Source organism: Nostoc sp. (assembly GCF_036917535.1).
Classification (GTDB): Bacteria; Cyanobacteriota; Cyanobacteriia; order Cyanobacteriales; family Nostocaceae; genus Nostoc.
The window spans coordinates 25,341-51,674 of record NZ_JBALDA010000012.1; the positions used below are offsets into that span (position 1 = coordinate 25,341).

The window sequence follows — 26,334 nt, forward strand, 5'->3', positions numbered from 1 at the left end:
TCGTTTTCACGAAGCATCAGTGACATGGAAAAAGTTTCTGCCAAAAAGCTAGGGTTTTGCCGATACAAGAGAAGCAAATTCTGAGACTTTGATTTAATCGAAGTTTGAGGCTTTATAAAGTATTTTCTACTGCAATGGAAAGTATGGGCGATAGTAGAGGTTTAGCAGCACTTGCAAATCTTAATAACAGGATAGACTCAACCTAAATTCTGGCAATACATCTTCACCCGATAATTGTATGGGTAGATTTCGCACTTCCGTATCTTGTTTTTGGCGATAAATTTCTACTTGCTGCTGTTGGGGGTTAATTAACCATGCTAATTGCACTCCTGCATTCATATATTCCTGCATTTTAGAACGCAACATTTCCAAATCATCTGTTGCTGACCTTAATTCAATGACAAAATCGGGTGCAATGGTGGGAAATTTGCGTCTTTGTTCAGGTGTAAGTGCTTGCCAACGTTCTCGTTGAATCCAAGCAGCATCTGGAGAACGATCAGCACCATTAGGTAATTTGAATACAGTAGAAGAACTGAAGGTAAAACCAAGGCCAGTTTGCCGATTCCAGATTCCTAAATCAATAATTAAATCTGCTTCTCGATTCCCGCTTTCACCTCCAACGGGGGACATGATGATTAATTCTCCCTTGGTAGTGCGTTCAAACTTCAATTCGCGGTTATTTTGACATAAATGATAAAATTGTTCGTCGCTTAGGTGAACGGTGTCTAGTTTTAATGTCAAAGGACTCATAACCTAGACCTAGATTAAATAGTTGCAAAGATTATATCATGCCATATCTTAACGGCTGTATGATGCCTATCACGCTTGCCCTAGACGTAGCAAAAACTAGGATACCTTCTAAGTCCGCGCAGGCAAACGAGAGTTTGTGTGGCTGCGATTTCTAATCGCCAGGTGGTTTATAAACAAATTAGTGATCAAAGAAAGGCTATAAACGATGCGACTGTCACAAATGTTATTCGTTACACTCCGGGACGATCCAGCTGAAGCTGAGATTCCCAGCCATAAATTATTACTCCGTGCAGGTTACATTCGTCGCATCGGTAGTGGGATCTATGCTTATCTCCCGTTAATGTGGCGAGTACTACAAAAAGTTTCCCAGATTGTACGGGAGGAAATGAACGCTACAGGCGCACAAGAATGTCTTTTACCACAATTACAACCTGCTGATTTATGGAAGGAATCGGGACGCTGGGACACTTACACCAAAGCTGAGGGGATCATGTTTTCCCTAATTGACCGCCGGGAGCAACAATTAGGATTAGGCCCAACTCATGAGGAAGTCGTCACAGCGATCGCTCGTGATATGATTCGCTCTTATCGCCAGCTACCCCTACATCTCTACCAAATTCAAACCAAATTCCGCGATGAAATTCGTCCCCGCTTTGGTTTAATGCGCGGACGGGAATTTATCATGAAAGATGGCTACTCTTTCCATGCCGATGAAGCTAGCCTCAAAGAAACTTACCAGGATATGTATAAAGCCTACAGTAATATCCTACGGCGTTCTGGTTTAGCTTTTCGGGCAGTGGAAGCTGATTCTGGTGCAATTGGTGGTTCTGGTTCCACAGAATTTATGATTTTGGCAGAAGCTGGTGAAGACGAAGTTCTTTACACTGAAGATGGTAAATACGCCGCTAACGTAGAAAAGGCTGTTTCTTTACCAATTGACGCCGAAACCTCACGGTTTACAACCTACGAGAAACGCGATACACCTGGAACAGAAACGATTGAAAAGGTGTGTCAACTCCTCAACTGTTCTCCCACTCAATTGGTGAAAAACGTCCTTTATCAGACAGTTTATGATAATGGTGTAACGGTGTTAGTTCTGGCGAGCATCCGAGGCGATCAAGAAGTTAATGAAGTCAAGTTGCAAAATGAATTGACTAAACTAGCGGCTTTGTATGGCGCTAAAACTATTATTAGTTTGAATGTACCAAATGTAGAAGCCCAACAAACATGGACAACTAAATCTCTACCTTTAGGCTACATTGCGCCAGACATCGCAGATGAGTTTATTACTGCTAATAAACAGATCCATCCCAAGTTTTTACGCTTGGTGGATCAAACAGCCGTTGATTTAAAAAACTTTGTTACAGGCGCGAATAAAGCTGGTTATCACGTAGTTGGTGCTAATTGGAATGAGCAATTTAAATTACCAGAACGAGTAGTAGATATTCGTAAGGCAAGACCAGGCGATCGCGCCATCCATAACCCAGAACAAACCTTACAAAGCGCCCGTGGAATTGAAGCAGGTCACATCTTCCAATTAGGCACTAAATATTCACAAAGCATGGGAGCAACTTATACCAATGAACAAGGTGAAGAAAAGCCGCTAATTATGGGTTGTTTTGGTGTCGGTATATCACGATTAGCACAAGCTGCCGTAGAGCAATCTTACGATAAAGATGGAATTATTTGGCCAGTTGCGATCGCACCTTATCATGCGATCGTCACAATTCCCAACATAAAGGATGCTCAACAAATCGAAATCGCTTTAAATATTTACACAGAACTCAATTCCCAGGGAATTGAAACCCTACTAGATGACCGCGACGAACGTGCGGGAGTGAAATTTAAAGATGCTGACTTGATAGGCATACCTTATAGAATTGTAACGGGGCGGGCGATCGCTAATGGCAAAGTTGAAGTTGTAGAAAGAGCAACCCGTAAATCTCAAGAAATTGCCATTGATGAAGTGACAACAACACTTCATAAGTGGATTACGGAAGCAATAGGAGATGGAGCATAGGGCATGGGGAATTGGGCAAACAGGGCATGAAGAAGAGACAAGGTAGACAAGGAAGAGGGGGGAGACTTGGGAGAGACTTGTTCAATAATTCCCCCTTGTCCCCCTTGTCCCCCTTGTTCTCACTGTCCCTCTGCCTTTCTGTCCCCTAGCTCCCCTGCTCCTTTGCTCACCTGCTTCCCACTCTCCATTCCCCATAATTTACATAATCTGGTAGGTGACTGATTAAAAATAAAAATTCTAAAATTAGATTGGGGATTTATAGGATTAAAAGCCATCAAGTCTCCTCTAAATTGTGGGTGGGAAACTCTCTACTTATAAGTATCGTCTTTAACCAGGCTGCTCCTCACATAACTACCATATCAGCCCTCAGTTAGGAAGGTTTTGAACATGAAAGACCAACAAGGATCTAATCGTATTTCTTCAGGCGTAATTGCAGCCGTGTCAGCAGCGGTTGTAGCGGTGGGTGGCGGTGTAGCTTGGTTTACCACACAATCTGGCAATACTCCTACACCGTCAAACCCCTCTGGGCGCATTGAACAGCCCGTACAGCCATCAACTAGGCAGCCAGCTAATGAGCAAACCCCTAATGTTTATTGGCTCAGACCAAAAGACAAAAATGTTGCTTTGGTTCCCCAACCTGTTAAAGTCGCTTCTATTCGACCCAACCAGCCTTTGGAAGCAGCTTTCCAGAGTTTGTTAGCAGGCCCAACAGAAGGGACAGATTCAACAACTATCCCTAAAGGAACCAAGCTATTGGGACTGAAGGCGGAAAATAACGAGGTTCACGTTAATTTATCTGAAGATTTTACCAGTGGTGGTGGTAGCACCTCAATGATGGGCCGCGTCGGACAAGTTGTTTATACTGCGACAAGTTTAAATCCCAAAGCCAAGGTATACATTGACGTGAACGGCAAACCGTTGGATGTTTTAGGCGGCGAGGGTTTAGAGTTACAACAACCGCTAACTCGCGAACAGTTTCAGAAAGATTATCCGCTTTAGTCATTAGTCATTGGTCATTAGTCATTAGCTTTTCACAAAGGACATAGACGCGCCAGCGGTGAAGCAGCGCGGTCTTGGGGGTTTCCCTCATGAGTGACTGCTGTTAGCGTAGCGTTAGCGAGGTACGAGCGTCACCCGAAGGGCTTCCCGCAGGATAGGACAAATGACGTAGACGCGCCAGCGGTGAAGCAGCGCGGTCTTGGGGGTTTCCCCCATGAGTGACTGCTGTTAGCGTAGCGTTAGCGAGGTACGAGCGTCACCCGAAGGGCTTCCCGCAGGGTAGGACAAAGCGCAAAGGACAAATGACAACTGACCTAATTCTTGCTATTTAACACACGAAAATTACGGGCTTGCTGCTCTAACCTTGTGGCGAGACGATCGCAAACCCGATTACACAAATCAAAAATCATTTGATCTTCCACCCGGTAATAGGCGCAAGTTCCTTCACTGCGGCGGCTAAGAATACCTGCTTGCCACATTACCTTCAGGTGTTTTGATACATTTGCCTGAGAAGTCTGTGTTGCCTCTACCAACTCTTGCACGCATTTTTCTTCATCCCGTAATAAGTGTAGCAGCCGTAGGCGCATTGGCTCACTTAACAGGCTGAAGTATTCAGCTACTTGTTGCACCACTTCTGGTGGTAAAGGCAACGTTTGTTTCATCAGGATTAACCCGCAAAGACTGAAAGTTTTAACAATGACTCACATCATATATACATTAATACTTAATCAGGGTTAATTCGCATCAAAGGTTGACCATATTCTACAGCATCGCCATTTTGGAGGAGAATTTCCATCACCTGTCCAGAGACTTCGGCTTCGATTTCATTCATCAGCTTCATGGCTTCAATGATACAGACTGTTTGACCCTTGTGGACGCGATCGCCTACTTCCACAAATGCCGCTTCCCCAGGCGCAGAAGCGCGATAAAACGTTCCGACCATTGGGGAAGGCACTTCTACTAATCTCTGGTCAATAGTTGAGGGAGGATTTACTGACAACTGCATTTGTGTGCTAGTTCCAGTATTCTCAAATACACGAGATGTAGACACCTCCGTCACCTGACTTCCGCTCGTCTGGTTTCCCCCAGATGAACCCAATGTCAAGCCTGAACCTACCACACCGCCTAAAGTCCCTTGACCTACCGACAACATTTGATTGCTAACGCTCACAGCCTTACGGACTGTTAGCTCAAAATCATCGCTTTTGAGCGTGACTTCTGCAATATCTGTTTGTGCGATAGTTACCAGAAGTTGGCGGATTTCATTAAAGTCCAATGGCACAGTTTTTATTACCTCGACCTATCCGTAAATGAGCATCTTAAGTGTGGCAGGAAATTAATCCCTGTGTAGGGATTTCAATTGGGAGCAAGCATCTTTGTAGAGATGAAAGTTATTCCCTGCTGATATATTTATCTTCTTGGGTATCAACTTTGATACGTTCCCCTTGGGAAATAAATAAAGGAACCATCACAACTGCACCAGTTTCCAGAGTTGCTGGTTTTGAGCCACCTGTGGCAGTGTCACCTTTTAAACCTGGATCTGTTTGTACAATTTCCAGAACCACAGACTTAGGTAACTCTACTCCCAGTACCTGTTCGCCCCACCGAATCACTTCGGCTTCCATACCTTCTTTGAGGTACTTGACGCGATCGCCAATTTGTTCTCTAGTCAATCTGCCTTCTTCATAGGTTTCCATATCCATAAAGACGTACTCATCGCCTTCTTTATAGGTATGCTGCATCGTGCTTTTTTCTAGAGTGGCTTGCGGCACTGTTTCCCCTGCGCGGAACGTTTTTTCCATAACGCTCCCACTCTGGACATTTTTTAGCTTAGTTCGTACAAAGGCGGAACCTTTGCCTGGTTTGACGTGCAAGAATTCAAGCACTCGCCATACAGACCCATCCAATACAATTGAAACACCGGGTCGAAAGTCGTTACTGGAGATCATGAAACTTTCAAATTTTGGAAGACAATCGGCATTTATTGTACCCTTCAAGCGGAGTAATTAGCTATTTAGTCACGGGGCATTGGGCATTGGGCATTGGACATTGGGTTCTTCCTCATCCCCCTCATCCTCCACTCCCCACTCCCCCCATCCACTTGCATTTATTTTCACTCAGCACTTAGCACTCAGCACTCAGCACTCATACTGTGGGAAGATTATTGATGGGTTACGTCCAGTCAACAATTCACTGCTGCATTTGAGTTATCCCATGCTTAACTTATTAAAATCCTGGCTGAAGAACAGCCTAATGGCAATACTGCTGGTAACAATATTTTTAGGCATAACTACAGCTGGGTGGACTCCCTCCAGTAGCGCCGCACTGCCAGCTGGCAATGCAGTTACCGACGGAAAGGCTTTGTTGCGGTATGCACTCCCGATAGATAACAAACCTGTGCGGCAACTACAAGGCAGTTTAGAGGACATCTCTGTCCAACTGCGGGCGAATCGACGTTGGGGTGCTATTTCCAAAGACATCAGCCAAGCATCCCGCATTCTCGATAAACCTTCCCAAATCTTAACAAGCGTTCCCGCAGAACGCCAACCCCAAGCCGAAGCTTGGATTACCGAGTTGAAAGCTGGGGTTGGTAAATTGGAAGAATTGGCGAACAGCAAAGATAAAGAACAAATTCTGCAAGAGAGAACTAAACTGCTAAATCTCGTTACTGGGCTAGAAGATTCAATGGTGAAACAATTCCCCTTTGAAGTTCCTGCCCAATACAGTAACCTGCCACAACTTAAAGGTCGTGCCACTGTAGAAATCAAAACCAACAAAGGCGATTTGGCCCTTGTCGTAGACGGTTATAGTGCCCCTGTAACTGCTGGTAATTTTGTAGATTTGGTACAGAGAGGTTTTTATAATGGCTTAGAATTTACCCGTTCTGAAGAATCTTACTTTCTCCAAACTGGAGATCCTGCCGGGAAAGATGTGGGCTTCATTGATCCAACAACGGGCAAATATCGTGCTATTCCCTTAGAAATCTTAGTTCAAGGCGATAAAGCACCTACTTATGGCATCACTTTAGAAGAAGCTGGTCGTTACGTTGATATGCCAGTTCTACCCTTCTCTGCCTTTGGGGCAGTAGTGATGGCTCGTCCTGAAAGTGAAGTAAATGGTGGTTCATCACAATTTTTCTTCTTTTTGTTTGAACCAGAACTCACCCCCGCCGGACGCAACCTATTGGATGGTCGTTATGCCGTTTTTGGCTATCTCACCGAAGGTAAAGAAGTTTTGGATAAACTGAAGGCTGGTGACAAAATTGAATCGGCAACTGTGGTTCAGGGAATAGAAAATCTGGTTGAGCCGCAAGCTGCATAAGAAGGAGCGGGAGGAGCAGGGGGAGCAGGGGGAGAATAATTACTAACTCTTAAGTTCTAATTTCTAACTCCTAACTTCTAACTCCCCTGACTCAAATTCCCGGCAGTGAACACTTGATCAACGGCAATCACTAATTCTGGAAAAGTCCGTGATCCAATTTGCTGGTTGGCAGTAAAAACTGTCTCTTCGTAAAATCCATCTTCCAGTAGTAATACCGAAATTTTTACTTTTAGTGGGTCTACAATCCAATATTCAGGGACTTCTAAAGCCGCATATTCAGAGCGTTTATAACGATAGTCTCGTTTTACAGACTCTGGACTGACCACCTCGACAATTAATAACGGAGGTGACTCAAATACTGCTGAAGCATTCAACAATTCTCTAGCTTGCTCCAGTGTCACTACACACAAATCAGTCAACCTAGATTTATTTCTACCTGTTCTCACCCCACTTTCTTGAAAGCACAACCAAGTAGAGTTACAACGTTTGATTTCTGCATCTAGTAATTGCTCAAGAAATTTGGCAATCAGGAAATGTTCAATAGTAGGTGGATTCATTAGCTCTAGCTTGCCATCCACTAGTTCATAATGGAAACCCTTGCCATCATCGTAGGTTAAGTACTCTTCAAATGTGATGCTGGTTACTGGTGTTATTACCATTCCAACTGACTCCTAGACGATATCTTTATCTTAAGCAGTAAAGTAAATCATCAGTTTTCTTAGTAATTTTGCAACCCGGAAAACCGATTGTGAACAGTGAGTTATCTTCTCAACAAATAAAAGACATTGGTGAACAAGGTCTTTTAGAAAGATTACAGCGCTTCTGTCCTCCAGAACTTATTGGTGATGATGCCGCAGTATTTAAAACTGCACCAGGGCAATCTTTGGTAGTGACTACAGATGTGCTGGTTGATGGCGTACATTTTAGCAACCTCACTACTTCCCCAGAAGATGCTGGTTGGCGAGCTGCTGCTGCCAATTTATCAGATTTAGCAGCAATGGGTGCTTCGCCATTGGGAATCACTGTCGGGTTGGGACTCCCCGGTGAAGTTAGGGTGAGTTGGGTTGAACGACTATACCAGGGAATGACAGAATGTCTGCAACAGTACAATACCTCAATTGTCGGGGGTGATGTGGTGCGATCGCCTGTTACTACTCTGGCAATTACCGCTTTTGGTCAAGTTAACCCTAGTCAAATTATCCGCCGTTCTGCTGCTGTTGTGGGAGATGCGATCGTTGTTACAGGCGTTCATGGAGCCTCAAGATCTGGCTTAGAACTGCTCTTACATCCCGAATTAGGACAAAACCTCAAAGATGCAGAACGCACCGCTCTAATCCGCGCACACCAGCGCCCACAGCCACGATTAGATGTCCTACCAGTAATCTGTCAAGTTTTAGCATCCCCATGTCCCATGCCTATTGCTGGTATGGATAGCAGCGATGGTTTGGCAGATGCGATTATTCAAATCTGCCGCGCCAGTAGTGTTGGCGCTGTCCTAGAATGCAGACAAATTTCCATGCCAGCAGCTTTTGGCCATTGGCTGACAAAAGAACAAGCGCTAGAGTATGCTCTATACGGTGGTGAAGACTTTGAATTAGTGCTGTGCTTGCCACAAAAGTCAGCATTAGCCTTAGTACAATATCTTGGTCAAGGTGCTGCGATTGTAGGCAACATAATACCCGGATCAATAGTACTATTGCACGACGAACAAAAAAAATTCCCCGACCAAGTTCTGAATCTTAGCCAGGGATTTCAACATTTTGATGATTAATCCTTTGTCATTTGTCTTAAACTAATGACCAATGACTAAATTTATTGCCATTTCTCGGCTACCAATTCTGCCAAATCCAAGACTCGTTGGCTGTAACCCCACTCGTTGTCATACCACGCCATAACTTTTACTAGGTCATTGCCCATAACCAAAGTCAAGCTAGCATCGACAATCGAAGAAGCGTCAGTACCTTGATAATCAGAAGAAACCAGTTCTAGTTGGCTATATTCCAAAATCCCTTTAAGTGGACCTTCGGCAGCATCTTTGAGAGCTTGGTTAACTTCTTCAGTAATAGTACGCTTCTCAACCTGAACTACGAAATCTACCATTGAGACGTTCGGGGTTGGTACGCGTAAGGCAACGCCATTTAGCTTGCCTTTGAGGTCTGGGATAACCAGTGCCACTGCTTTTGCTGCGCCAGTAGAGGTAGGTACAATGTTTATCGCTGCGGCCCTTGCCCGTCGCAAATCCCGGTGAGAAGCGTCTAACAAGCGCTGATCGCCTGTATAGCTGTGGGTGGTGGTCATCGTGCCTTTGATGATGCCGAACTTATCGTTCAACACCTTGGCGATTGGTGCCAAGCAGTTGGTAGTACAGCTAGCGTTACTGATAATGTGGTGTTTGTTGTGGTCATAGTCATGATGATTCACACCAACCACAAAAGTACCATCCTCGTTTTTACCAGGAGCGGTAATCAGAACTTTCTTGGCTCCAGCATTTACGTGCCTGAGCGCTCCTTCTTTGCTAGTAAATACCCCGGTTGCTTCGATAATTAGGTCAATTCCCCAATCTTTCCAGGGCAAGTTTTCGGGGTTGCGATCGGATACGCATTTAATCGTCTTACCGTTAACGATGATAGAGTTATCATCGGCACTAATCTCAGCATCCTTGATCTTGCCTAGCATTGAGTCATACTTCAGCAGGTGGGCATTGGTTTTAGGGTCTGAAGTGTCATTAATAGCGACAAGATCGAGCTTGCTATTCTCTCTACCCACCCAGCAACGCGCAAAGTTACGTCCAATCCGCCCGAAACCGTTGATTGCAACTCTAATCACAGTGTCTTGCCCTCTGTATTTATGCTTATATGTTGATATCGTTGACCCCAATCATATCGCAAAGGGGGGGGGCACTTATAACAATAAAGTGTTAGATCAATAAAAAAACACATAATTTATTCAGATTTGTAAGAGTAGAGATTGTTGTTAGTGATATATGATCTGACCGATTCCGGGACTAAATAACGAATTGACTGGCGTTCGCGGCAAAATTTGCGAATTAGACTTGACGAAACTCCTATTAAAGGTATATTCAAGAGTTGCCAGTGAATGTTGTATGACTGCTCTCTAAGTTGTTGCTCCACTCGCTTGCAGATTAATTTGCTTTGAGTTATAGTCTCACCACCTAGCTGTCGGGGTGCGATTAACCAATCACACATTTGTGCTAGTTCGTGTCCCCGGTACCAACCGGGTAAGGTTTGGAAAGTATCCAAGCCCACAATCCAGTACCAGTGAGTATTTGGGTAACAAGCAGATAAGTCAATCAGGGTGTTAATGGCATAAGAAGTCCCAGAGCGATTTGTCTCCACTAGTGAGACAGTAAACGCTGGGTTATCTTTGATGGCTAATTGCAGCATTTTGACACGATGCTCAAATAAAGCTGCTTCTTTGTGAGGCGGATTTAGGGATGGCACCCAAATTACCTTTTCAAGGGATACTTGATGCAAAGCTGTCTCGGCTACGAGCAAGTGTCCCCAGTGAATTGGATCGAATGTGCCACCAAAAATTGCTAGTTGCTGCATCCAGATAAGTCTGGGTTATATGCTATTGAAAAATAGTTTCATTATCAATGTACTATTGTACTCAATTCACGCCTAAACTTGATGCAATTTCAAATTAGTTTCACTAAACAATGTATTATGTAGCCAATTCCAGTAAGGTAGCCAAAAATATGTATTTGACATTACAAGAATTTCTTTCCCGATGCGACCAAAATTTTCAGAATAATCTTAAGAACAGTTCAGAAATAGCAAAAACCTCTAACCAAGGTAAAATCATTCTCAACCAGGAAAACCAGAGCAGAAACATCATTTGGGCATCAAACATGAACATGATACAGAAGTAGTTACGGTAAAAATCAAATTCCTGTTATGATACGCGTGTCATTTGTGATTATGGTGTGGTGTGGTGTAAGAGGAGCAGTAAATGACTAATTCTGTAGATTTTAGTGGTAGACCATTTCATTTTATTGGCATTGGTGGCATAGGTATGTCTGCTCTGGCGTACGTTCTTGCAAAGCGTCAATTTCCAGTATCAGGTTCGGATCTTCGTCCCAATCATATTACGCACAAGTTGGAATCTATCGGTGCTCATATTTTTGGTAAACAAGAGGCAAGCAATCTCGAATTCTTTCACCCTCAGGTATTGGCTAATACAGTAGTATTAAATTCACAAGAACAATTACTTACTGATACTAAGTCAAAACTGCCTCAAGTCATTTGTTCAACAGCAATTAACACTAATAATTTAGAATACAAAGCAGCGCTGGAATTAGGTTGTCCAATTTTACATCGTTCAGATGTACTAGCAGCTTTAATTGCCGATTACTACAGTATTGCAGTGGCAGGAACACACGGCAAAACTACAACCAGTAGTATGATTGGCTATATGCTTCTGGAAGCAGGTCTAGACCCAACGATTTTAGTCGGTGGCGAAGTCAATGCTTGGGAAGGTAATGCTCGATTGGGACAAAGCCAATATTTGGTAGCCGAAGCAGATGAATCAGATGGTTCTCTGGTAAAACACGCTCCCGAAATTGGTATTATTACCAATATTGAACTCGATCACCCTGACCATTACGATACTTTAGAAGAAGTCATTGATACCTTCCAGACATTTGCTAAGGGTTGTAAAACGTTAATAGGTAGTATTGACTGTGCTACGGTGCGCGATCGCTTGCAACCCACAATTACCTACAGCTTACACTCAGATACCGACGCCGATTACACCGTCACCAATATTGATTATCGTGCTGATGGTACCACGGCTTTGGTTTGGGAAAGAGGCAAAGCTTTGGGAGTGTTGACGTTGCGGTTGCTCAGTCGGCACAATCTCAGCAATGCCCTAGCCGCAGTAGCTGTTGGTCGCGCCTTGGGCTTAGAATTTGGAGCTATTGCCAAAGGTATCGCCACTTTTGAAGGAGCAAGACGACGCTTTGAGTTTCGAGGTGAAGTCAATAACATTACCTTCATTGATGACTATGCTCACCACCCTAGCGAGATTCGCGTTACTCTCGCCGCAGCACGTTTACAGGCAAGACCAGGGCAAAGAGTAGTTGCCGTCTTCCAACCCCATCGCTATAGCCGTACACTGACCTTTTTAGAAGAATTTGCCGAGTCCTTTACCCATGCTGATTTGGTTGTACTGACTGATATTTACAGTGCAGGCGAACCTAATTTAGAGCAAATTAGTGGTGAACGTCTAACGACGGAAATTGCTAAACAGCATTCGCAGGTAGTTTATCAACCAACTTTGTCCGCAGTGTGTGAGTACTTGCTACAAACACTACGCCCAGGAGACTTGGCGCTGTTTTTGGGAGCTGGAAATTTGAACCAGGTGATTCCTGAAATAATTACGACACTCTGTGAACCGATTAAAGCTACATCCTAAGTGGATACTTTGCAAAGTTTTATTTCCAAACAAAGTGTCCCTCTAGCAACGGTTTCATCTGTGAATTCTATTACCGTGTCTTTGCGGTAAATTAATGTAAAAATTTTACCAAAACAAAAGTAAAGATGATCATTTCCCAGGCATCTGGAAACGTCTGCACAGTTCCTGTTTTGAATACAAAGAAACATCAAACACCTAATTCAGTGGAGAGCGAAGTAATTTACTTACCCAGTACTGATTGTGCGATCAAGTCCCAGGCTTCTTTGTCAGCGTTTACTTCCTATAGAGTTGGGGGAGCCGCTGATTTATACGTTGCCCCCCGAAACTTAGAAGCACTGCAAGCAAGTCTTAAATACGCAAAAGAACGTAATTTAAAGGTGACAACACTGGGAGCAGGTTCTAACTTACTGGTAAGCGATGGTGGTATATCAGGTTTAGTCATTGCTACTCGTCATCTCCGCTTCAGTAACTTTGACCCCCAAACCGGTCAATTAACCGTTGCTGCTGGAGAATCAATTCCCAGCCTGGCATTGGCGGCAGCAGAATTAGGGTGGCAAGGATTGGAGTGGGCTGTTGGTATCCCTGGAACAGCCGGAGGTGCAGTGGTAATGAACGCGGGGGCACATAATAGCTGTATCGCAGATATGTTAGTTAGTGCCCAGATACTTTCACCCGATGGTACGTTGGAAACTCTTACCCCGGAACAGTTAGGTTACAGCTACCGGACTTCATTATTGCAAGGTGGCGATCGCATAGTCACCCAAGCCACCTTACAACTCGCGCCAGGTGCAGACCCAGCAAAAGTTGTGGCAATCACCAAAGAACATAAAAAGCATCGCTTAAGCACTCAACCATACAACTTTCCCAGTTGTGGCAGTGTGTTTCGCAATCCGAAACCTTACAGTGCTGGCTGGTTAATTGAACAAACAGGTCTGAAAGGCTACCAAATTGGTGGAGCACAAGTAGCACAACTCCATGCTAATTTTATCGTTAACCGTGGCGGGGCAAAAGCTAGTGATATCTTCTGTCTCATTCGCCACATCCAACATCGAGTACAAGAACGTTGGTCTATTAATTTAGAGCCAGAAGTCAAAATGCTCGGAGAGTTTCAAGGTGCTTGTTGAAACTTTCAATTCACGGGATGGGGATTAGGAAGTGGGGAGATGAGGGAGATTAGAAAGATGGGGTATAACCAATGCCCAATGCCCCATGCCCAATGCCCAACTCCAAGATGCATTAATTATTGGTAAAAAAAGAGGCAAATTACTTACCGCATCTATAATTGAATTTGATTTGTTATTCAACGCACACGCGTACAAATAATTATGACAGGAAAAGGACAGGGATTCGGCTTTGGCTTAGGAAAAATGAAAGAATTAGCCGAAGCTTTTAAGAAAGCACAGCAAGTTCAAGAAGGTGCAAAGCGACTCCAAGAAGAATTGGAGCAAATGGAGATTCAAGGAGAATCTGGCGGTGGTCTTGTGAAGGTGATTGTCAGTGGGAACCAAGAACCCAAGCGGGTAGAAATTTCTCCAGATGCTTTAGCAGAAGGTGCAGAAGTACTTTCTGATCTTGTAACAGTGGCAATGAAAGAAGCCTACAACAAGTCCACAGCAACAATGCGGGAACGTATGGAAGAGTTAACCAGTGGGTTGGAGTTACCTGGATTTTAGTCATTGGTCATTAGTGAGCTAGCGCGGTCTTGTTTCTAAGGGAGAGGCTAGCGCCTTTCCTTCGGAACGCTACGCGAATGCGGAGCGTCTTGTAAAGAAGGGGTTTCCCCCATAAGTGACTGGCGCTAGCATAAAGCCTACGGCATAGCTGAGTCGCAAAGCGACACGCTGCGCGAACGCTTACCGCGCGGCGTCTCGTAGAGAAGCGATAGCGACGCAGGACGTCACTCGTAAGGGTCATTGGTCATTAGTCACTGGACAAAGGACAAATGACTATTGACTATTGACAAAGTATATCTATGCCTTACAAGTTGCTGTTTGTCTGCTTAGGTAACATCTGCCGATCGCCATCGGCAGAAAATATCATGAATCATCTAATTGAGCAGGCTGGCTTGAGCGATAACTCCGCCGACCCCAAAGGCGTACGCATTCTCTGTGACTCTGCTGGTACATCTAGCTATCACGTTGGTAGCCCACCTGACAGACGTATGAGTGCTGCGGCTGCTATTAAGTTGGGAATTAAACTGCGTGGTCGAGCACGCCAGTTTCAAAAGTCAGACTTTCAAGACTTTGATTTAATTTTGGCTATGGACCGAGAAAATTATGAGAACATCCTCACTCTTGATCAAACTAAGCAATATCAGCATAAAGTACGTTTGATATGCGAGTTTTGCTCTCGACACACTTTAAAGGAAGTTCCAGATCCCTATTACGGTGGTCAAGAAGGATTTAATCAGGTCATTGATTTACTGATCGATGCTTGTGAAGGTCTGCTCACAAAAGTTAAAAGTGAAGAGTTATGACTCCCGGTTCGCCCATTTCTTCGGGAGTTAAAAGAAAGGCTACTCAGGAGTAAACGATTGACCACCAAGTTGAGTATAAATATTAGTCACGAACCCAAGTAAAACAAGAATACGCTGCTTGAAAGGGGAAAGACCAGTCAAATGAGCATAAACTTCGTTTTTAACCTCAATCAAGAACAGGGTAATCTTCTTAAATGCAGCAAGAACTATTTCAGCAGTAGAACGTGCGGTTTCTCGTTTAGGATTACTAACATAAAGTCCAGTTAGCTTTTCTTTATCTTTCTCCAGATTGCGACGAACTTGAAACAAAGATAACCGTCAAGCAGCAGTCAATATTGTGGTCAAAGAAAACAAGTTATCACCAGAAGCGGCTAGCTTAACTTTAGGTCATCGAAACTTAATATTTGAACCTCCAAATGATGAGTATCGTCAAGAGTTGATTAACCAGTCCTAATTATTTGCTCGTCTTGGACTGATTAAACAACAGCCAAATTGGGATAAAGCGATTGATACAACATTAGCTAAAACTATCGCTGCTTCTTAATACCGTACCACTAAGCGGTGCGCTGACAATGATAACAGAGTACTTTTTTGTTTTCTGTTTGTTGGTTTATCTTTAAACTATTGCTTGCCTGTAAGAAAGTCTTTTTCGACTAATTTAACTTTTCCAAAGAGAAGCGACTTTTTTCGCCACCGATCCAACGGCTTATTCCAGGCAATTGTGCAGAGAACCATAGCGCACCTAAGATAATCAGACCACCACAGACAATTAAAGCATTAGTAGCACCAAAATTATGTGCTAAAGTTCCAGCTAACAGATTGCCAAAGGGCATTGTACCTACCATTGCTAGGGCATAAAAACTCATTACTCGTCCACGCTTATCTTCGGTAACTAGGGTTTGGATAATCATATTACAACTCGTAATTTCAAGGATGGCAAAGCAGCCTACAAACACCAGTATGATTATTGACAGCCCAACTTGACGCGATAGTGAAAAGGAGATCAGACTCATCCCGATTAAAATTTGAGCAATTACAATCAAACGGTCTAAGCCCACAATCCCTCGTCTGACACTCAGATACAAACAAGCAAACAACGAGCCAATCGGCGCTGAAGTACTGAGGTGAGCCATCGTAGTTGCATCCCCATTTAAAATCTTAGCCGCGAAGACGGGCATGAGCGCGACATGAGACATCCCGACTGAACCCTGTAATGCCAGTATTAATAAAATTGCTCTAATCGGCTGGAATTTGGAGACATATTCAAAGCCCTCCTGCAATTTCAGCAAAGTATCGCTAAGGTTCATAAAGGTCTGCGTGGGTCTGACTTGAAGCCGCATTGCTAGCAGGGTAAAGATGGCAGGGATATAGCTGAGGGTATCGTAGAGAAAACAATATTTTACCCCGAAGGTCGCAATTAAAATCCCGCCCATAGCTGGCCCTAATACCAGAGATGAACTTAACATCACTGAATTTAAAGCGATTGCATTACTCCAATCAGCGCGATCGTCTACGGTTTCGGTGACGATTGTATGGCGCACGGGCATATCTAATCCCTTGAGCAAACCATTGAGAACACTCAGTATCAATAAGATAGGAAACGTAATCGAATTCGTAAAGGTAAGAATCGTTAAAGCCAAGGAAACGCTAATTCCCAATATCTGCACCAGCATTAATAAGTCACGACGACTCCAGCGATCAGACAATACGCCCGAAAATGGAATCAGTAATAACGTAGGTAAAAATTGTACAAACCCTGCAACTCCTAACAACCAAGCTGATTTAGTCAAATCGTATACTAGCCAAGGAATAGTTAGCTGCTGGGTCATAAATGTCCCAGACATTGATAGTAACTGTCCCCCAAAAAACAGGCGAAAATTACGCCAACGAAAGGCAGGTAAATAGCGATAAATGGTCTTACTGACGCGATCGCCTAGTTGTCCATTCCAAATTTTCATGAGGAAAGTTTTAATATGTTTTACTAAGTGTTAGGTTAGCTAACAATTATAGGATAATCGCGTAGTTTACCGCCGCAGGCATCGTTTATTTGCCTGGGCTAACACTTTTGCCGTGGTGAGGCTGATACCCGCCCCCATTGAAGCGATGTTCTACTTTTAACCCTCTTTTATCACTTTTGGAAGAGAATAATCTAAAATGCTTACATCATAAGACTTTTACCAAAAAGCTTCATTTGACCCATTCTGTTAGAAATTTTTATAGAGCTTACGGTCTACAAGTTTGATCTAGGGAAATCCCGGTACAGGTTCAGGCTCTTTGAGGGGATGGGCGAAAGTCACTTCGCCGAAACGAGATGTGAACTCAACCTGAGCAGCATGATCAATGTTCTGAGTACGAAAGAACACAACTTTTCATTTCAATAGCGCTTTACGAATTTCTTTGACTTGCTCATCAGAAAGTTAGATATTCTTGTGAATAATGTTGGAATGCGTGATCGCCGAGGGTTGTTTCAGTTTGAAATAGATGCAGTGCGTCGATTAATCAATGCTGATTTAATTTTTTTTTGCTGAAGCGTAATATAGGGAAAAGCCAAATAAGATGACTGATGAGGTTCTTGAGGAGATGTCATAAGCCTTGCATCATCGCTAATATCCTGAACCTGGTGCGATCGCAAGGGTTGGTATTATGAATATAGTCCGATGTTTAAAGCTTAGTCATTTGCTCAAATATGAGTTTTTACTTAGTTCCAATTGCTTGGATTACGGTTAAGCTGAATCTATCTTGAAAACCGTAGTTTGTTGAAATCAGGGAAAAGCTGATAACTCAAGCCATGAGACAATAATATACTTTACTTAAAAACTCCATATTTAAAAATGTATGGAGTTGATTACAAATAATATAAAATTTCAATAAAAAATTAAAAAAAATAATCATAGAAAACACTGATGCTTTTTAATTCATTATAAGCAAAAATATTACTTGCATCTTTTTTAGAGATAATTTTATTTTAGGCATCTATACATAATGTTTATTAACTCTCTCATTTCTGATAATTTACAACAGACAATCATTCGCCATCCGCTTGTTGTTAGCTCTGAGATTATGCTTCCAGATGTGATTGCAATAATCAATGAAGCATCAGGTAATCATGATAGCTTGCCAATTAAAGATAGCAATTATTTAACCAACTCAGGTAAAGATATAGCTAGCAACACATTTCAAGCTACCAGTTGTGTTTTAGTTATAGAAAACTCACAATTAGTGGGAATAATTACGCAACGAGATTTAATTAAGCTGACAGCACAAGGTAAAAATATAGAGGGTATCAGTGTTGCCCAAGTGATGACCAGAGAGTTAATAACATTGAGGTTAAAAGATTTTAAAGATGTTTTTACTGCGTTACATTTGCTGAAGCAAAATCGGATTTGTCATTTGCCTATTGTTGGGGATCAAGGAGAATTAATTGGATTAGTTACTCCTACCAGTCTGCTGGCAGTTTCTATTCTACAAGCCGAACTTTACAATCATACACGAGTTAAACTTGTAGAACGCCAGAAAATTGAGGCAGAACTGCGATTAGAGCGTAATTTTGTTTCTACCGTTTTGAATCTAGCAGACGCTTTAGTCATAGTACTAGATTTTCAGGGGAAAATTGTTCGCTTTAATCATACTTGCGAACAAGCTACGGGTTACACATTCGATGAAGTTAAAGGAAGATTTGTTTGGGATGTGCTACTGTTACCTGAAATCACACAATGTATCAAAGATATTTTTCAAAATTTAGCTGACAGAGAATTTCCTCAACGTTACGAAACTTCTTTAGTTACTAAAGATAGCGATCGCCGCTTAATTTCTTGGTCAAATAAAGTCTTACTTAATCGGGATAATCAAGTTGATTATATCGTTTGTACAGGCATTGACATTACTGAAAGCCGAAAAGCACAAGAGGAACTCCAGCAAACTCGCAACTTTTTACAGTCGATGATTAATAACCTGCCTGTAGCCGTCTTTGTTAAAGATGCTAAACCAGAAAGTTTTGGGACATTCAAGCTTTGGAATCATACCTGTGAAAATATTTTTGGCATTACAGCAGAGCAGGCTATTGGCAAAACAGATTACGAATTATTCTCAAAAGAACAAGCAGACTCTTTCTGCCAAAAAGACCTAGAAACTTTTGCTAGCAATGTACCTCAAGATATCTCTGAAGAACCTATTGACAGCCCTAGTTTTGGTAGAAGAATTTTACACACGACTAAAATTCCTTTGTATGACAAAGATCAACAACCCGAATACCTGTTGTGTATTTCCGAAGATATTACAGAATACAAACGAGCAGAAAAAAATCTGCAACAAGCAAAAGAGCAATTACAAACGGTTTTAGATGCAGTACCTGGGTTTGTTTCTTGGGTAAATTCTGATGGACATTATTTAGGGGTTAATCACCATTTAGCTGAAAGTTTTAACTTGACTACCGATGCTTTTGTTGGTCAAGAATTGGGCTTTATGGAAAATAGTCCGCAATTTACAGAATTTATGCGTGAATTTTTAGCTAGGCAAGATTTAGCAGATTCTAAGGTTATTGATACCCAAATCAATGGTAAAATATGCAATTATTTGCTCGTAGCTCAAAAATATCAACAAAACACAGCTGCTGTTGCAATTGGAATCGATATTACAAAACGCAAACAAGCTGAAATAGCCTTACAAAGTTTGATAGAAAGTACAGCTTCTACAACTGGACGTGACTTTTTCCCAGCATTAGTTGAGCACATTTCTTCTACTTTAGATGTCCGTAACACCTTAGTAACTGAGTTCATTGATGGGCAAGCTCACACTTTAGGATTTTGGTCTGATGGGCAGTTACAACCCAATATTTGCTATGATCCAAAATCAACTCCATGTGAAATTTTGCTCAAGCAAGGATTTTACCACTGTAGTTCGAGAATTCAGCAACTCTTTCCTAATGCTAAAAGATTAGCTGCTATGGAAGCTGAAAGTTCTATGGGAGTTATTTTGAGTGATGATTTTGGTCAACCAATTGGCTCACTATGCATAGTAGATGACAAACCCATACCTGACCAACATAAATTTGAAGGAATTCTCAAAGTATTTGCAGCCAGAGCATCTGCTGAACTGCAAAGGCAACGAGCACAGGAAGCTTTACAAAAACTCAATCAAGATTTAGAAGTCAGGGTTAAGCAACGCACTTTAGACTTACAACAAAGTGAGGCAGAACTTAGAGCTATTTTTAATCAAGCAGCTGTAGGAATTAAACTAGAAACTTTAGATGGTCATTTTCTTAAAGCTAATCAAAAGTTGTGTGAAATTTTAGGCTATAGCCAAGAAGAAATATTAAAGAAAAACTTTAGAGATATCACACATCCAGAAGATATACAAATCCATCTAAATCAGCTGCAAAAATTAATAGCAGGAAAGTTAGAAACATTCTCCATTGATAAGCGCTATTTACATAAAAATGCTGATATAATTTGGATAAATTTAACAGTTTCTCTAATTCGAAATCCGATTGGTAAACCCATTTATGTGATCGGTGTAGTTAAAGATATACGCGAACAGCAAGCTGCGCTACGCGAACGCAAACAAGCTGAAGAAAATATTTGTAAAGCTTTAGTAAAAGAAAAAGAACTCAGTGAGTTGAAATCTCGTTTCATTTCTATGACCTCCCACGAGTTCCGAACTCCTTTAGCTGTGATTGCTTCCTCTGCTGGAATCTTAAAAAGTTTTAGTCATAAACTAGATGAACAACAAAAGCATAAACATCTCCAGTGCATTCAGACTTATGTTAAACACACAACTCAACTATTAGATGATATTTTGCTAATTAATAAGGCTGAAGCTGGAAAATTGGCATTTGAACCAACTTGTATTAATTTAATTAATTTCTGTCGTTCTTTGGTAGAAGAAATTCAACTCAGTTCTCCCAAGCATACTCTAGCCTTTTCTCCCCAGTCCTTGGGTAATTCATCAACGGATGATCACTTTATGGCTTGTATAGACAAGAAACTTTTGCGGCAAATACTGAGCAATTTGCTTTCAAACGCTGTCAAATACTCACCAGATGGTAGCAATGTTCAAATTGATTTATTAGTTCAAGATGAAAGCGCAGTTTTTCTAATTCAAGATGAGGGTATTGGTATTTTACCAGAGGATCAACACAACTTATTTGAACCATTCTACCGAGCTAGTAATGTTGGTAATACGCCAGGAACTGGATTAGGTTTGGCAATAGTCAACAATTGTATAGACCTTCATCGAGGAAAAATTACCTTCGCTAGCCAGGTCGGAGTCGGTACGACATTTAGGATAGAACTGCCACTACTTATAAGTGAATTCCTCAATTAAAAATATCTAATGTGTTATTAGTAAATAATTTTAGGGAACAATGCTAAAAAAAGCTCAATCAAATGTTGAGCGCGATCGCTACTTGAGTATCCTCCAACAAGAGTACGCTAGAGAAATGATATTTTTGAATGAAATGAAGAATTTACAAACATTACTAACCCCAAAAAATGCCAAAATTTTGCAAAATTTTAATTTGTTTAACTGTAGCAAATAGTATAGTTGCACAAAAAACACATTGAAATATTTCAGCGTTTGTACTTAGGGCATAAATATGATTCTACGGTATTATTGACAATTAATTTTTCTTGTTTAGCAAGATCAGCTTTATATGAATATAGCGTTTTCTAAGCAACTGAAGTATATCCAAATCTTGTTTACCAAGGTTAGTACCTTTGAAAACGTATCTCACTAGGTCGAAAATTGCTATACATATCATGTTAAGCCAATAAAATAAAACTGATATTTTTATTTTTACTAATCATAGATGAACACAATTTTAATTATAGAAGACGAACCTCAAGTAAGAGGAAACATTCAGGAAATTTTACAATTTTCTGATTTTGAAACTTTGATAGCTGCAAACGGTAAGATTGGATTAGAAATTGCTCAAGCAAAATTACCAGATTTAATTATCTGTGACATTATGATGCCTGAATTAGACGGCTATAGCGTGTTGTCTGCTTTACGTCAAAATGAAGCAACCATCAATATTCCTTTAATATTTGTTACTGCTAAATCAGAGCGTTCAGATTTTCGTCAAGGAATGGATTTTGGGGCTGATGATTATTTGACTAAACCATTTACTCCTGAAGAACTACTCAATGCGATCGCTTCTCGTCTTGATAAACACGCTTTGGTTGAGCGCCAAACTCAAGCCAAACTAGACGAACTCAGAATGAATATTGCTCACTCATTACCTCACGAACTGAATACGCCTTTAAACGGTATTCTCGGTATGTCACAGTTGTTAATAGAAAGTTGTGGCATTATACCTGACTCTGAAGAAGTCGAAATTGCCGAATTAATTTACAGATCCGCCAATCGCTTGAATGCATTAGCTCAAAAGTTTTTATTATATAGTAATTTGGAATTAATAGCTAAAAGTCCCGAGAAAATTCGTCAAATAAAAGGAAAAAATGATAGATGCTTTGCTGAAAAAATCATTAGTGAAGTTGCTCTTAAAAAAGCTACAGAAAACTGTAGGCAAAAAGATTTAAAGCTAGATATCCAAGAATATACAGTACAATTATCACAGGAAAATTTGAGTACTCTGATTGAAGAATTACTTGATAATTCTTTTAAGTTTTCTTTACCAAGCAGCGAAATTCAAATTTTGAGTAAGATAGAAGGTAATAAATTTAATTTATATGTAATTGATAATGGTAAAGGAATGACAATTGAAGAGATTAATAAAATTGGAGCCTTTGTACAATTTAATCGAAAGTTATGGGAACAACAAGGCTCTGGCTTAGGGCTGGCTATTGTTCAGCATATAGTTAAATTATATGGTGGTGAATTTACAATTGCTAGCATTCCTGAAAAAGGAACTACTGTAAGTGTTAGTTTGCCTTGCTAGTGGATGCTTACAAATATAACTACAGTGAAATAGAAATTTACAAAATAGTAATTCAGGGAGTAAGGGAGTCTACCGAATCTTTTAGAGGATTAGTTATATTCCGTAGTTTTAAGTACGCTTTTTCAACACCAGGTTTGCACAACATGACCCTTCAACTGTTGTCCTAACCAAGGTGTATTTTGTGAAAGTGTATGAAGACTTTTACGTTCGACTTTCCAGGTTTGCTGGGGATCAAATAAAGTAAGTTCTGCTGGTTGGTGAGGTACGATCGCACTTACTTTTTGCCTCAAACACTCGGCTGGATTGCTACTCAAAGCTCGCCATAATTCTAAAGCTGTAAATTCCTCAGTTTCAACGAGATATTGCCACAGCACAGGTAATGCTAGCTCTAAACCAATAGCCCCAGCAGGTGCTTCGGCAAAGGCTTGAACTTTTTCTTCGTAACTGTAGGGTGTATGATCGATAGCGATCGCATCGATTACACCCGCACGTATCCCTGCACGTAACGCCGCCATATCACTGGGATTACCTAAAGGCGGGTCTAAATGCAAGCTGGTGTGATAACTCTTAACTGCTTTTGTATCAAGTAAAAGATGCATCCAGGTGGTGCTGGCGGTGATGGGTAAACCAGCTGCTTTAGCTGAGGCGATTAATTCCACACCGCGAGCTGTGGAGACACGCATGATATGGACTGGTGTGCCGATGGCTGCAACCAATTCAAGCATAGCTGCGATCGCAGTAGTTTCAGCGCTGGCGGGTATTGGAGGTAAACCAAAACGAAGAGCATCTGTCCCTTCTCTCATTACACCATTGGCTGTTAACTGGCGATCGCTAGGCCAAAATGCTACTGGTTTGCCCAAAGGCTGGAGATACTCTAACACTCTCTGCACCAGCGCCAAATTTTCTAAGGGTTTACCATCAGTAAAACCAACAATTCCAGCAGACGCTAAATCTGCCAATTCCGTCATCTGCTTCCCAGCAATATCTACGGTGATAGCACCCCAGATATGAAGCAGGGGGAGACGAGAAGACAAGGGAGAAAAATTGCCCCCTTGTCCCCTTGTCCCCTTGTCCCCTTGTCCCTCTTGTCCCTCTCTCCTCTTCTGCAACTGTGCCACAAGCGCAGGGTTATCAATAACTGGAGATGTATCGGGTAAAATGCTAACTCTAGTAAAGCCGCCAGCAGCAGCAGCTTGTAAGAAAGACAAGAGGGTTTCTCGTTCTTCAAAGCCAGGTTCACCAGAGTGGCTGTACAAATCTACTAACCCAGGACCGAGAACTAATCCTTGACAATCTCTGATTTGAGTATCGGAATTGATGTTAGAAATGTGTGAAGCCACTTCTCGGATATAACCATCAGCAATCAGCACATCAGAGAGTTCATCAATTTCAGAAACTGGGTCAATCACTCGTACTTTTTGCAGCAGTTCAGCCATAAAAGTTTTTAGTTATGAGTTAGAAGTTTAAGTAGGTAGGCATAATTAAACATAAAGTAAAATCTTAGTTCGTAGCGAGCGATTCATTGCTCAAAGCAAGGATTATTAAGAAGACTAAAGTCCTTACCTAACGGGAAGGTTAGTCGCTCATAAGGGAAATCTCCTTGGCGCTAGCCTCTCCCTTTAGGAGAAAACCGCGCTAACTCACTACAAACTTTAATTTATTTACGTCTAGCTACTTATGAGTTATTTGTTCTTCAGTCATTGCTTCTAACTTTATTCCTCACTCCTCACTCTTAACTCAGCACTCACAATGCCCCTGCTGCTGTTTTATCTAATACGCCTCCACCCAAGTGAGTGGTGATGTTCATCGCTTGCAGTACTGGTAAACCATCGATGCCAGCAGTGTAGTCGATAACACTGACTGCACCATTACCCTGGCGAAAACTCCAGAAATTTTCTAGCGATAAACCCAGAATGTGACAAAGCAAGGTTTTGTTAGTAGCGTCATGAGCTACTACTAATACAGTTTTGAATTGATTATTTGATGCTGCTTGCACAATTGATTGCCAAGCTGCAACGCTGCGTTCCCACACTTGTTGCAAATTCTCCCCTTCAGGCATTTGCACTTGTGTTGGTATCATCCGCCATCGCTGTAACTCTCCCGGAAACTCTAGCTCTATCTCTGTTTCTAATTTTCCTTCCCAGAGACCATGACTGATTTCTCTTAAACCATCTTCCAGTTCTAAGTTTACATTAGGATGTTGTTTTAAGATAATCTCTGCTGTTTCTTTAGGGCGCAGCATTGTGCTACTGCAAGCATTATCAATTGCTACTTCTTGGAGAAATTCGCTTGCTTTTTGCGACTGTTGTCTACCGTTGTCGTTGAGGGGGACATCAATTTGCCCTTGAAACCTGGTTTGGCGATTCCAGTCGGTTTCACCATGACGCACTAGTAACAATCGTACTCCTTGATGATCCGGTCGCAATGAAGGTAGAGTTTCTCCGGTGTGTTGCGTCTGATTTAAGGATTCTAGCTGTACTGGTTCGCCCAATGCTCCAGCAAAATTTAATACACTAATGCCACAGTTAGATTGCTGTATTGAGTGGTAACGACTGGGAGAGATTCCTAGCGCTGTGCTAATCAAGGCGCGATTAATTCCGTTATGTCCGACGATGAGAATAGTTTCGCCTTGATGTTGGGACAAAATTTCTTGCCAAAACTGCCGTGCTTGTTCGTATAAAGCAAGAACGGGAAAATGTTCTCTTGTTCCTTCTGCATCATTAAGCAGCATCCGCAGTTCGTCCGGGTGTTGATGCCAATTGCGGTAATCTTCGGCAAATTTTTGCTTGACTTGGGCAGTCAGTAGTCCTTCCCATAAAGGTAGGTCGATTTCTAGCAGCAAATCAGAAACTTGGAGTGCAGCAGATTGTTCAGTATGAGTAGCTAACTCACTATAAATAATATCTGCTGTATGTTTCGCTCGTTGCAAGGGACTGCTGTAAATTGCATTAAATAAGATATTGCTGAGGGCTTTGCCTACCTTACTAGCATCTTTACGACCTTTTTCAGTTAATGTTGACGCATCAGTGCGTCCTTGGATACGCCGCTCGGTGTTATAACTGCTTTGACCGTGGCGCACAATGATGACACGAGTCATCTCAAAGCCCTCCTCTATCTTGACGATTAATTTTACTGCAAAACGATTGCATAATTATCGACTGAGGAAGGCGGATTAAGTCAGGTGTAAAACTTTATTCTGCTAGAGGAGGCAGGATGAGCAGCTAAAACTGCCGTTGTCTAAACTATGTTTTCTAATAAAGCTGTTTTTATTTAAGTAAAAATAGTAAGAGTAAAAATGATCTAGGCATAATTTCGGAATTGTGCCTAGTACAATGTTTAACCTAGTGGTCTGTCCCATTAATTTTGATGGGTAATACCAGATCGTGATTAAATAGCAATGTGGGCGGATTAGTAACTCACAAGCAGGCAGGCGAT

20 protein-coding genes and 1 pseudogene are annotated in these 26,334 nt (G+C 41.8%); 10 read left to right on the forward strand and 11 right to left on the reverse strand.

All coding sequences use genetic code 11. The features are described 5' to 3' along the window. Positions 1 to 180: 180 nt before the first annotated feature. A complete protein-coding gene (locus V7K56_RS02985; RefSeq protein ID WP_334907458.1) occupies positions 181 to 750 on the reverse strand; it encodes a Uma2 family endonuclease in 570 nt (189 codons plus the stop codon). Between the two features lie 205 nt (positions 751 to 955). On the opposite strand from V7K56_RS02985, the gene V7K56_RS02990 reads away from it, so the two are divergent. Further along, on the forward strand, positions 956 to 2,770 hold the full coding sequence (locus V7K56_RS02990) for a proline--tRNA ligase (RefSeq protein WP_334907460.1): 1,815 nt from the start codon (positions 956 to 958) through the stop codon (positions 2,768 to 2,770). A gap of 387 nt (positions 2,771 to 3,157) precedes the next feature. Next, entirely contained in the window at positions 3,158 to 3,769 is a 612-nt protein-coding gene (locus V7K56_RS02995; RefSeq protein ID WP_334907462.1) for a GerMN domain-containing protein, read from the forward strand. A 314-nt stretch (positions 3,770 to 4,083) separates the two neighbouring features. Here the strand turns inward: V7K56_RS02995 and V7K56_RS03000 are convergent, their stop codons facing one another. From V7K56_RS03000 to efp, 3 genes are all read right to left on the reverse strand, one after another. Then, on the reverse strand, positions 4,084 to 4,431 hold the full coding sequence (locus tag V7K56_RS03000) for an ArsR/SmtB family transcription factor (RefSeq protein ID WP_334907463.1): 348 nt from the start codon (positions 4,429 to 4,431) through the stop codon (positions 4,084 to 4,086). A gap of 62 nt (positions 4,432 to 4,493) precedes the next feature. Beyond that, positions 4,494 to 5,051, reverse strand: a complete 558-nt coding sequence (accB, locus tag V7K56_RS03005) for an acetyl-CoA carboxylase biotin carboxyl carrier protein (protein WP_334907465.1) — start codon at positions 5,049 to 5,051, stop codon at positions 4,494 to 4,496. A gap of 109 nt (positions 5,052 to 5,160) precedes the next feature. Further along, the gene (gene efp, locus V7K56_RS03010) at positions 5,161 to 5,718 is read right to left on the reverse strand and encodes an elongation factor P (protein WP_334907467.1); all 558 of its coding nucleotides are present in this window, start codon (positions 5,716 to 5,718) and stop codon (positions 5,161 to 5,163) included. Positions 5,719 to 5,983: 265 nt separating this feature from the next. Here efp and V7K56_RS03015 point away from each other — a divergent pair, with 265 nt between their 5' ends. Then, positions 5,984 to 7,090: a peptidylprolyl isomerase gene (locus tag V7K56_RS03015; RefSeq protein ID WP_334907469.1), complete on the forward strand. Its 1,107-nt coding sequence runs from the start codon at positions 5,984 to 5,986 to the stop codon at positions 7,088 to 7,090. 77 nt (positions 7,091 to 7,167) lie between these two features. On the opposite strand, the gene V7K56_RS03020 is transcribed toward V7K56_RS03015, so the two are convergent. Then, positions 7,168 to 7,749, reverse strand: coding sequence for a Uma2 family endonuclease (locus tag V7K56_RS03020; RefSeq protein ID WP_334907471.1), 582 nt, complete (start codon positions 7,747 to 7,749; stop codon positions 7,168 to 7,170). Positions 7,750 to 7,838: 89 nt separating this feature from the next. On the opposite strand from V7K56_RS03020, the gene thiL reads away from it, so the two are divergent. Then, positions 7,839 to 8,861 (forward strand): thiamine-phosphate kinase, encoded by a 1,023-nt coding sequence (gene thiL, locus V7K56_RS03025; RefSeq protein WP_334907473.1) that lies wholly within the window; start codon positions 7,839 to 7,841, stop codon positions 8,859 to 8,861. Positions 8,862 to 8,902: 41 nt separating this feature from the next. On the opposite strand, the gene V7K56_RS03030 is transcribed toward thiL, so the two are convergent. Together V7K56_RS03030 and nadD are read right to left on the reverse strand one after the other, a co-directional pair. Next, a complete protein-coding gene (locus V7K56_RS03030; protein WP_334907475.1) occupies positions 8,903 to 9,916 on the reverse strand; it encodes a type I glyceraldehyde-3-phosphate dehydrogenase in 1,014 nt (337 codons plus the stop codon). A 116-nt stretch (positions 9,917 to 10,032) separates the two neighbouring features. After that, positions 10,033 to 10,659, reverse strand: coding sequence for a nicotinate (nicotinamide) nucleotide adenylyltransferase (nadD, locus tag V7K56_RS03035; protein ID WP_334907477.1), 627 nt, complete (start codon positions 10,657 to 10,659; stop codon positions 10,033 to 10,035). Between the two features lie 403 nt (positions 10,660 to 11,062). Between nadD and murC the strand changes: the two genes are divergently transcribed. The 4 genes from murC (at position 11,063) to V7K56_RS03055 (ending at position 15,002) form a co-directional block, all read left to right on the forward strand. Further along, positions 11,063 to 12,526, forward strand: a complete 1,464-nt coding sequence (gene murC, locus V7K56_RS03040) for a UDP-N-acetylmuramate--L-alanine ligase (protein WP_334907479.1) — start codon at positions 11,063 to 11,065, stop codon at positions 12,524 to 12,526. A gap of 125 nt (positions 12,527 to 12,651) precedes the next feature. After that, positions 12,652 to 13,650, forward strand: coding sequence for a UDP-N-acetylmuramate dehydrogenase (gene murB / locus V7K56_RS03045; protein ID WP_334907481.1), 999 nt, complete (start codon positions 12,652 to 12,654; stop codon positions 13,648 to 13,650). Between the two features lie 201 nt (positions 13,651 to 13,851). Beyond that, the gene (locus tag V7K56_RS03050; protein ID WP_099100025.1) at positions 13,852 to 14,199 is read left to right on the forward strand and encodes a YbaB/EbfC family nucleoid-associated protein; all 348 of its coding nucleotides are present in this window, start codon (positions 13,852 to 13,854) and stop codon (positions 14,197 to 14,199) included. Positions 14,200 to 14,498: 299 nt separating this feature from the next. Continuing rightward, positions 14,499 to 15,002 (forward strand): low molecular weight protein-tyrosine-phosphatase, encoded by a 504-nt coding sequence (locus V7K56_RS03055; RefSeq protein WP_334907483.1) that lies wholly within the window; start codon positions 14,499 to 14,501, stop codon positions 15,000 to 15,002. A gap of 39 nt (positions 15,003 to 15,041) precedes the next feature. Here the strand turns inward: V7K56_RS03055 and V7K56_RS03060 are convergent. Next, positions 15,042 to 15,308: pseudogene (locus V7K56_RS03060) on the reverse strand (IS1634 family transposase); the annotation flags it as partial. Between the two features lie 347 nt (positions 15,309 to 15,655). Continuing rightward, positions 15,656 to 16,960, reverse strand: a complete 1,305-nt coding sequence (locus V7K56_RS03065) for an MFS transporter (RefSeq protein ID WP_334907487.1) — start codon at positions 16,958 to 16,960, stop codon at positions 15,656 to 15,658. 1,024 nt (positions 16,961 to 17,984) lie between these two features. Here V7K56_RS03065 and V7K56_RS03070 point away from each other — a divergent pair. Then, positions 17,985 to 21,323: a PAS domain S-box protein gene (locus tag V7K56_RS03070; protein WP_334907489.1), complete on the forward strand. Its 3,339-nt coding sequence runs from the start codon at positions 17,985 to 17,987 to the stop codon at positions 21,321 to 21,323. Between the two features lie 484 nt (positions 21,324 to 21,807). After that, on the forward strand, positions 21,808 to 22,899 hold the full coding sequence (locus tag V7K56_RS03075) for a hybrid sensor histidine kinase/response regulator (protein WP_334907491.1): 1,092 nt from the start codon (positions 21,808 to 21,810) through the stop codon (positions 22,897 to 22,899). Between the two features lie 122 nt (positions 22,900 to 23,021). On the opposite strand, the gene V7K56_RS03080 is transcribed toward V7K56_RS03075, so the two are convergent. Together V7K56_RS03080 and V7K56_RS03085 are read right to left on the reverse strand one after the other, a co-directional pair. Continuing rightward, positions 23,022 to 24,335, reverse strand: a complete 1,314-nt coding sequence (locus tag V7K56_RS03080; protein WP_334907493.1) for a dihydroorotase — start codon at positions 24,333 to 24,335, stop codon at positions 23,022 to 23,024. Positions 24,336 to 24,643: 308 nt separating this feature from the next. Then, positions 24,644 to 25,996, reverse strand: a complete 1,353-nt coding sequence (locus tag V7K56_RS03085; protein WP_334907495.1) for a histidine phosphatase family protein — start codon at positions 25,994 to 25,996, stop codon at positions 24,644 to 24,646. Positions 25,997 to 26,334: the final 338 nt, after the last annotated feature.

Coding starts and splice junctions, on each gene's coding strand:
- V7K56_RS02985 (WP_334907458.1), bottom strand. CDS start 750: ATGAGTCCTTTGACATTAAAACTAGACACCGTTCACCTAAGCGACGAA.
- V7K56_RS02990 (WP_334907460.1), top strand. CDS start 956: ATGCGACTGTCACAAATGTTATTCGTTACACTCCGGGACGATCCAGCT.
- V7K56_RS02995 (WP_334907462.1), top strand. CDS start 3,158: ATGAAAGACCAACAAGGATCTAATCGTATTTCTTCAGGCGTAATTGCA.
- V7K56_RS03000 (WP_334907463.1), bottom strand. CDS start 4,431: ATGAAACAAACGTTGCCTTTACCACCAGAAGTGGTGCAACAAGTAGCT.
- efp (WP_334907467.1), bottom strand. CDS start 5,718: ATGATCTCCAGTAACGACTTTCGACCCGGTGTTTCAATTGTATTGGAT.
- V7K56_RS03015 (WP_334907469.1), top strand. CDS start 5,984: ATGCTTAACTTATTAAAATCCTGGCTGAAGAACAGCCTAATGGCAATA.
- V7K56_RS03020 (WP_334907471.1), bottom strand. CDS start 7,749: ATGGTAATAACACCAGTAACCAGCATCACATTTGAAGAGTACTTAACC.
- nadD (WP_334907477.1), bottom strand. CDS start 10,659: ATGCAGCAACTAGCAATTTTTGGTGGCACATTCGATCCAATTCACTGG.
- murC (WP_334907479.1), top strand. CDS start 11,063: ATGACTAATTCTGTAGATTTTAGTGGTAGACCATTTCATTTTATTGGC.
- murB (WP_334907481.1), top strand. CDS start 12,652: ATGATCATTTCCCAGGCATCTGGAAACGTCTGCACAGTTCCTGTTTTG.
- V7K56_RS03050 (WP_099100025.1), top strand. CDS start 13,852: ATGACAGGAAAAGGACAGGGATTCGGCTTTGGCTTAGGAAAAATGAAA.
- V7K56_RS03055 (WP_334907483.1), top strand. CDS start 14,499: ATGCCTTACAAGTTGCTGTTTGTCTGCTTAGGTAACATCTGCCGATCG.
- V7K56_RS03065 (WP_334907487.1), bottom strand. CDS start 16,960: ATGAAAATTTGGAATGGACAACTAGGCGATCGCGTCAGTAAGACCATT.
- V7K56_RS03070 (WP_334907489.1), top strand. CDS start 17,985: ATGTTTATTAACTCTCTCATTTCTGATAATTTACAACAGACAATCATT.
- V7K56_RS03075 (WP_334907491.1), top strand. CDS start 21,808: ATGAACACAATTTTAATTATAGAAGACGAACCTCAAGTAAGAGGAAAC.
- V7K56_RS03080 (WP_334907493.1), bottom strand. CDS start 24,335: ATGGCTGAACTGCTGCAAAAAGTACGAGTGATTGACCCAGTTTCTGAA.
- V7K56_RS03085 (WP_334907495.1), bottom strand. CDS start 25,996: ATGACTCGTGTCATCATTGTGCGCCACGGTCAAAGCAGTTATAACACC.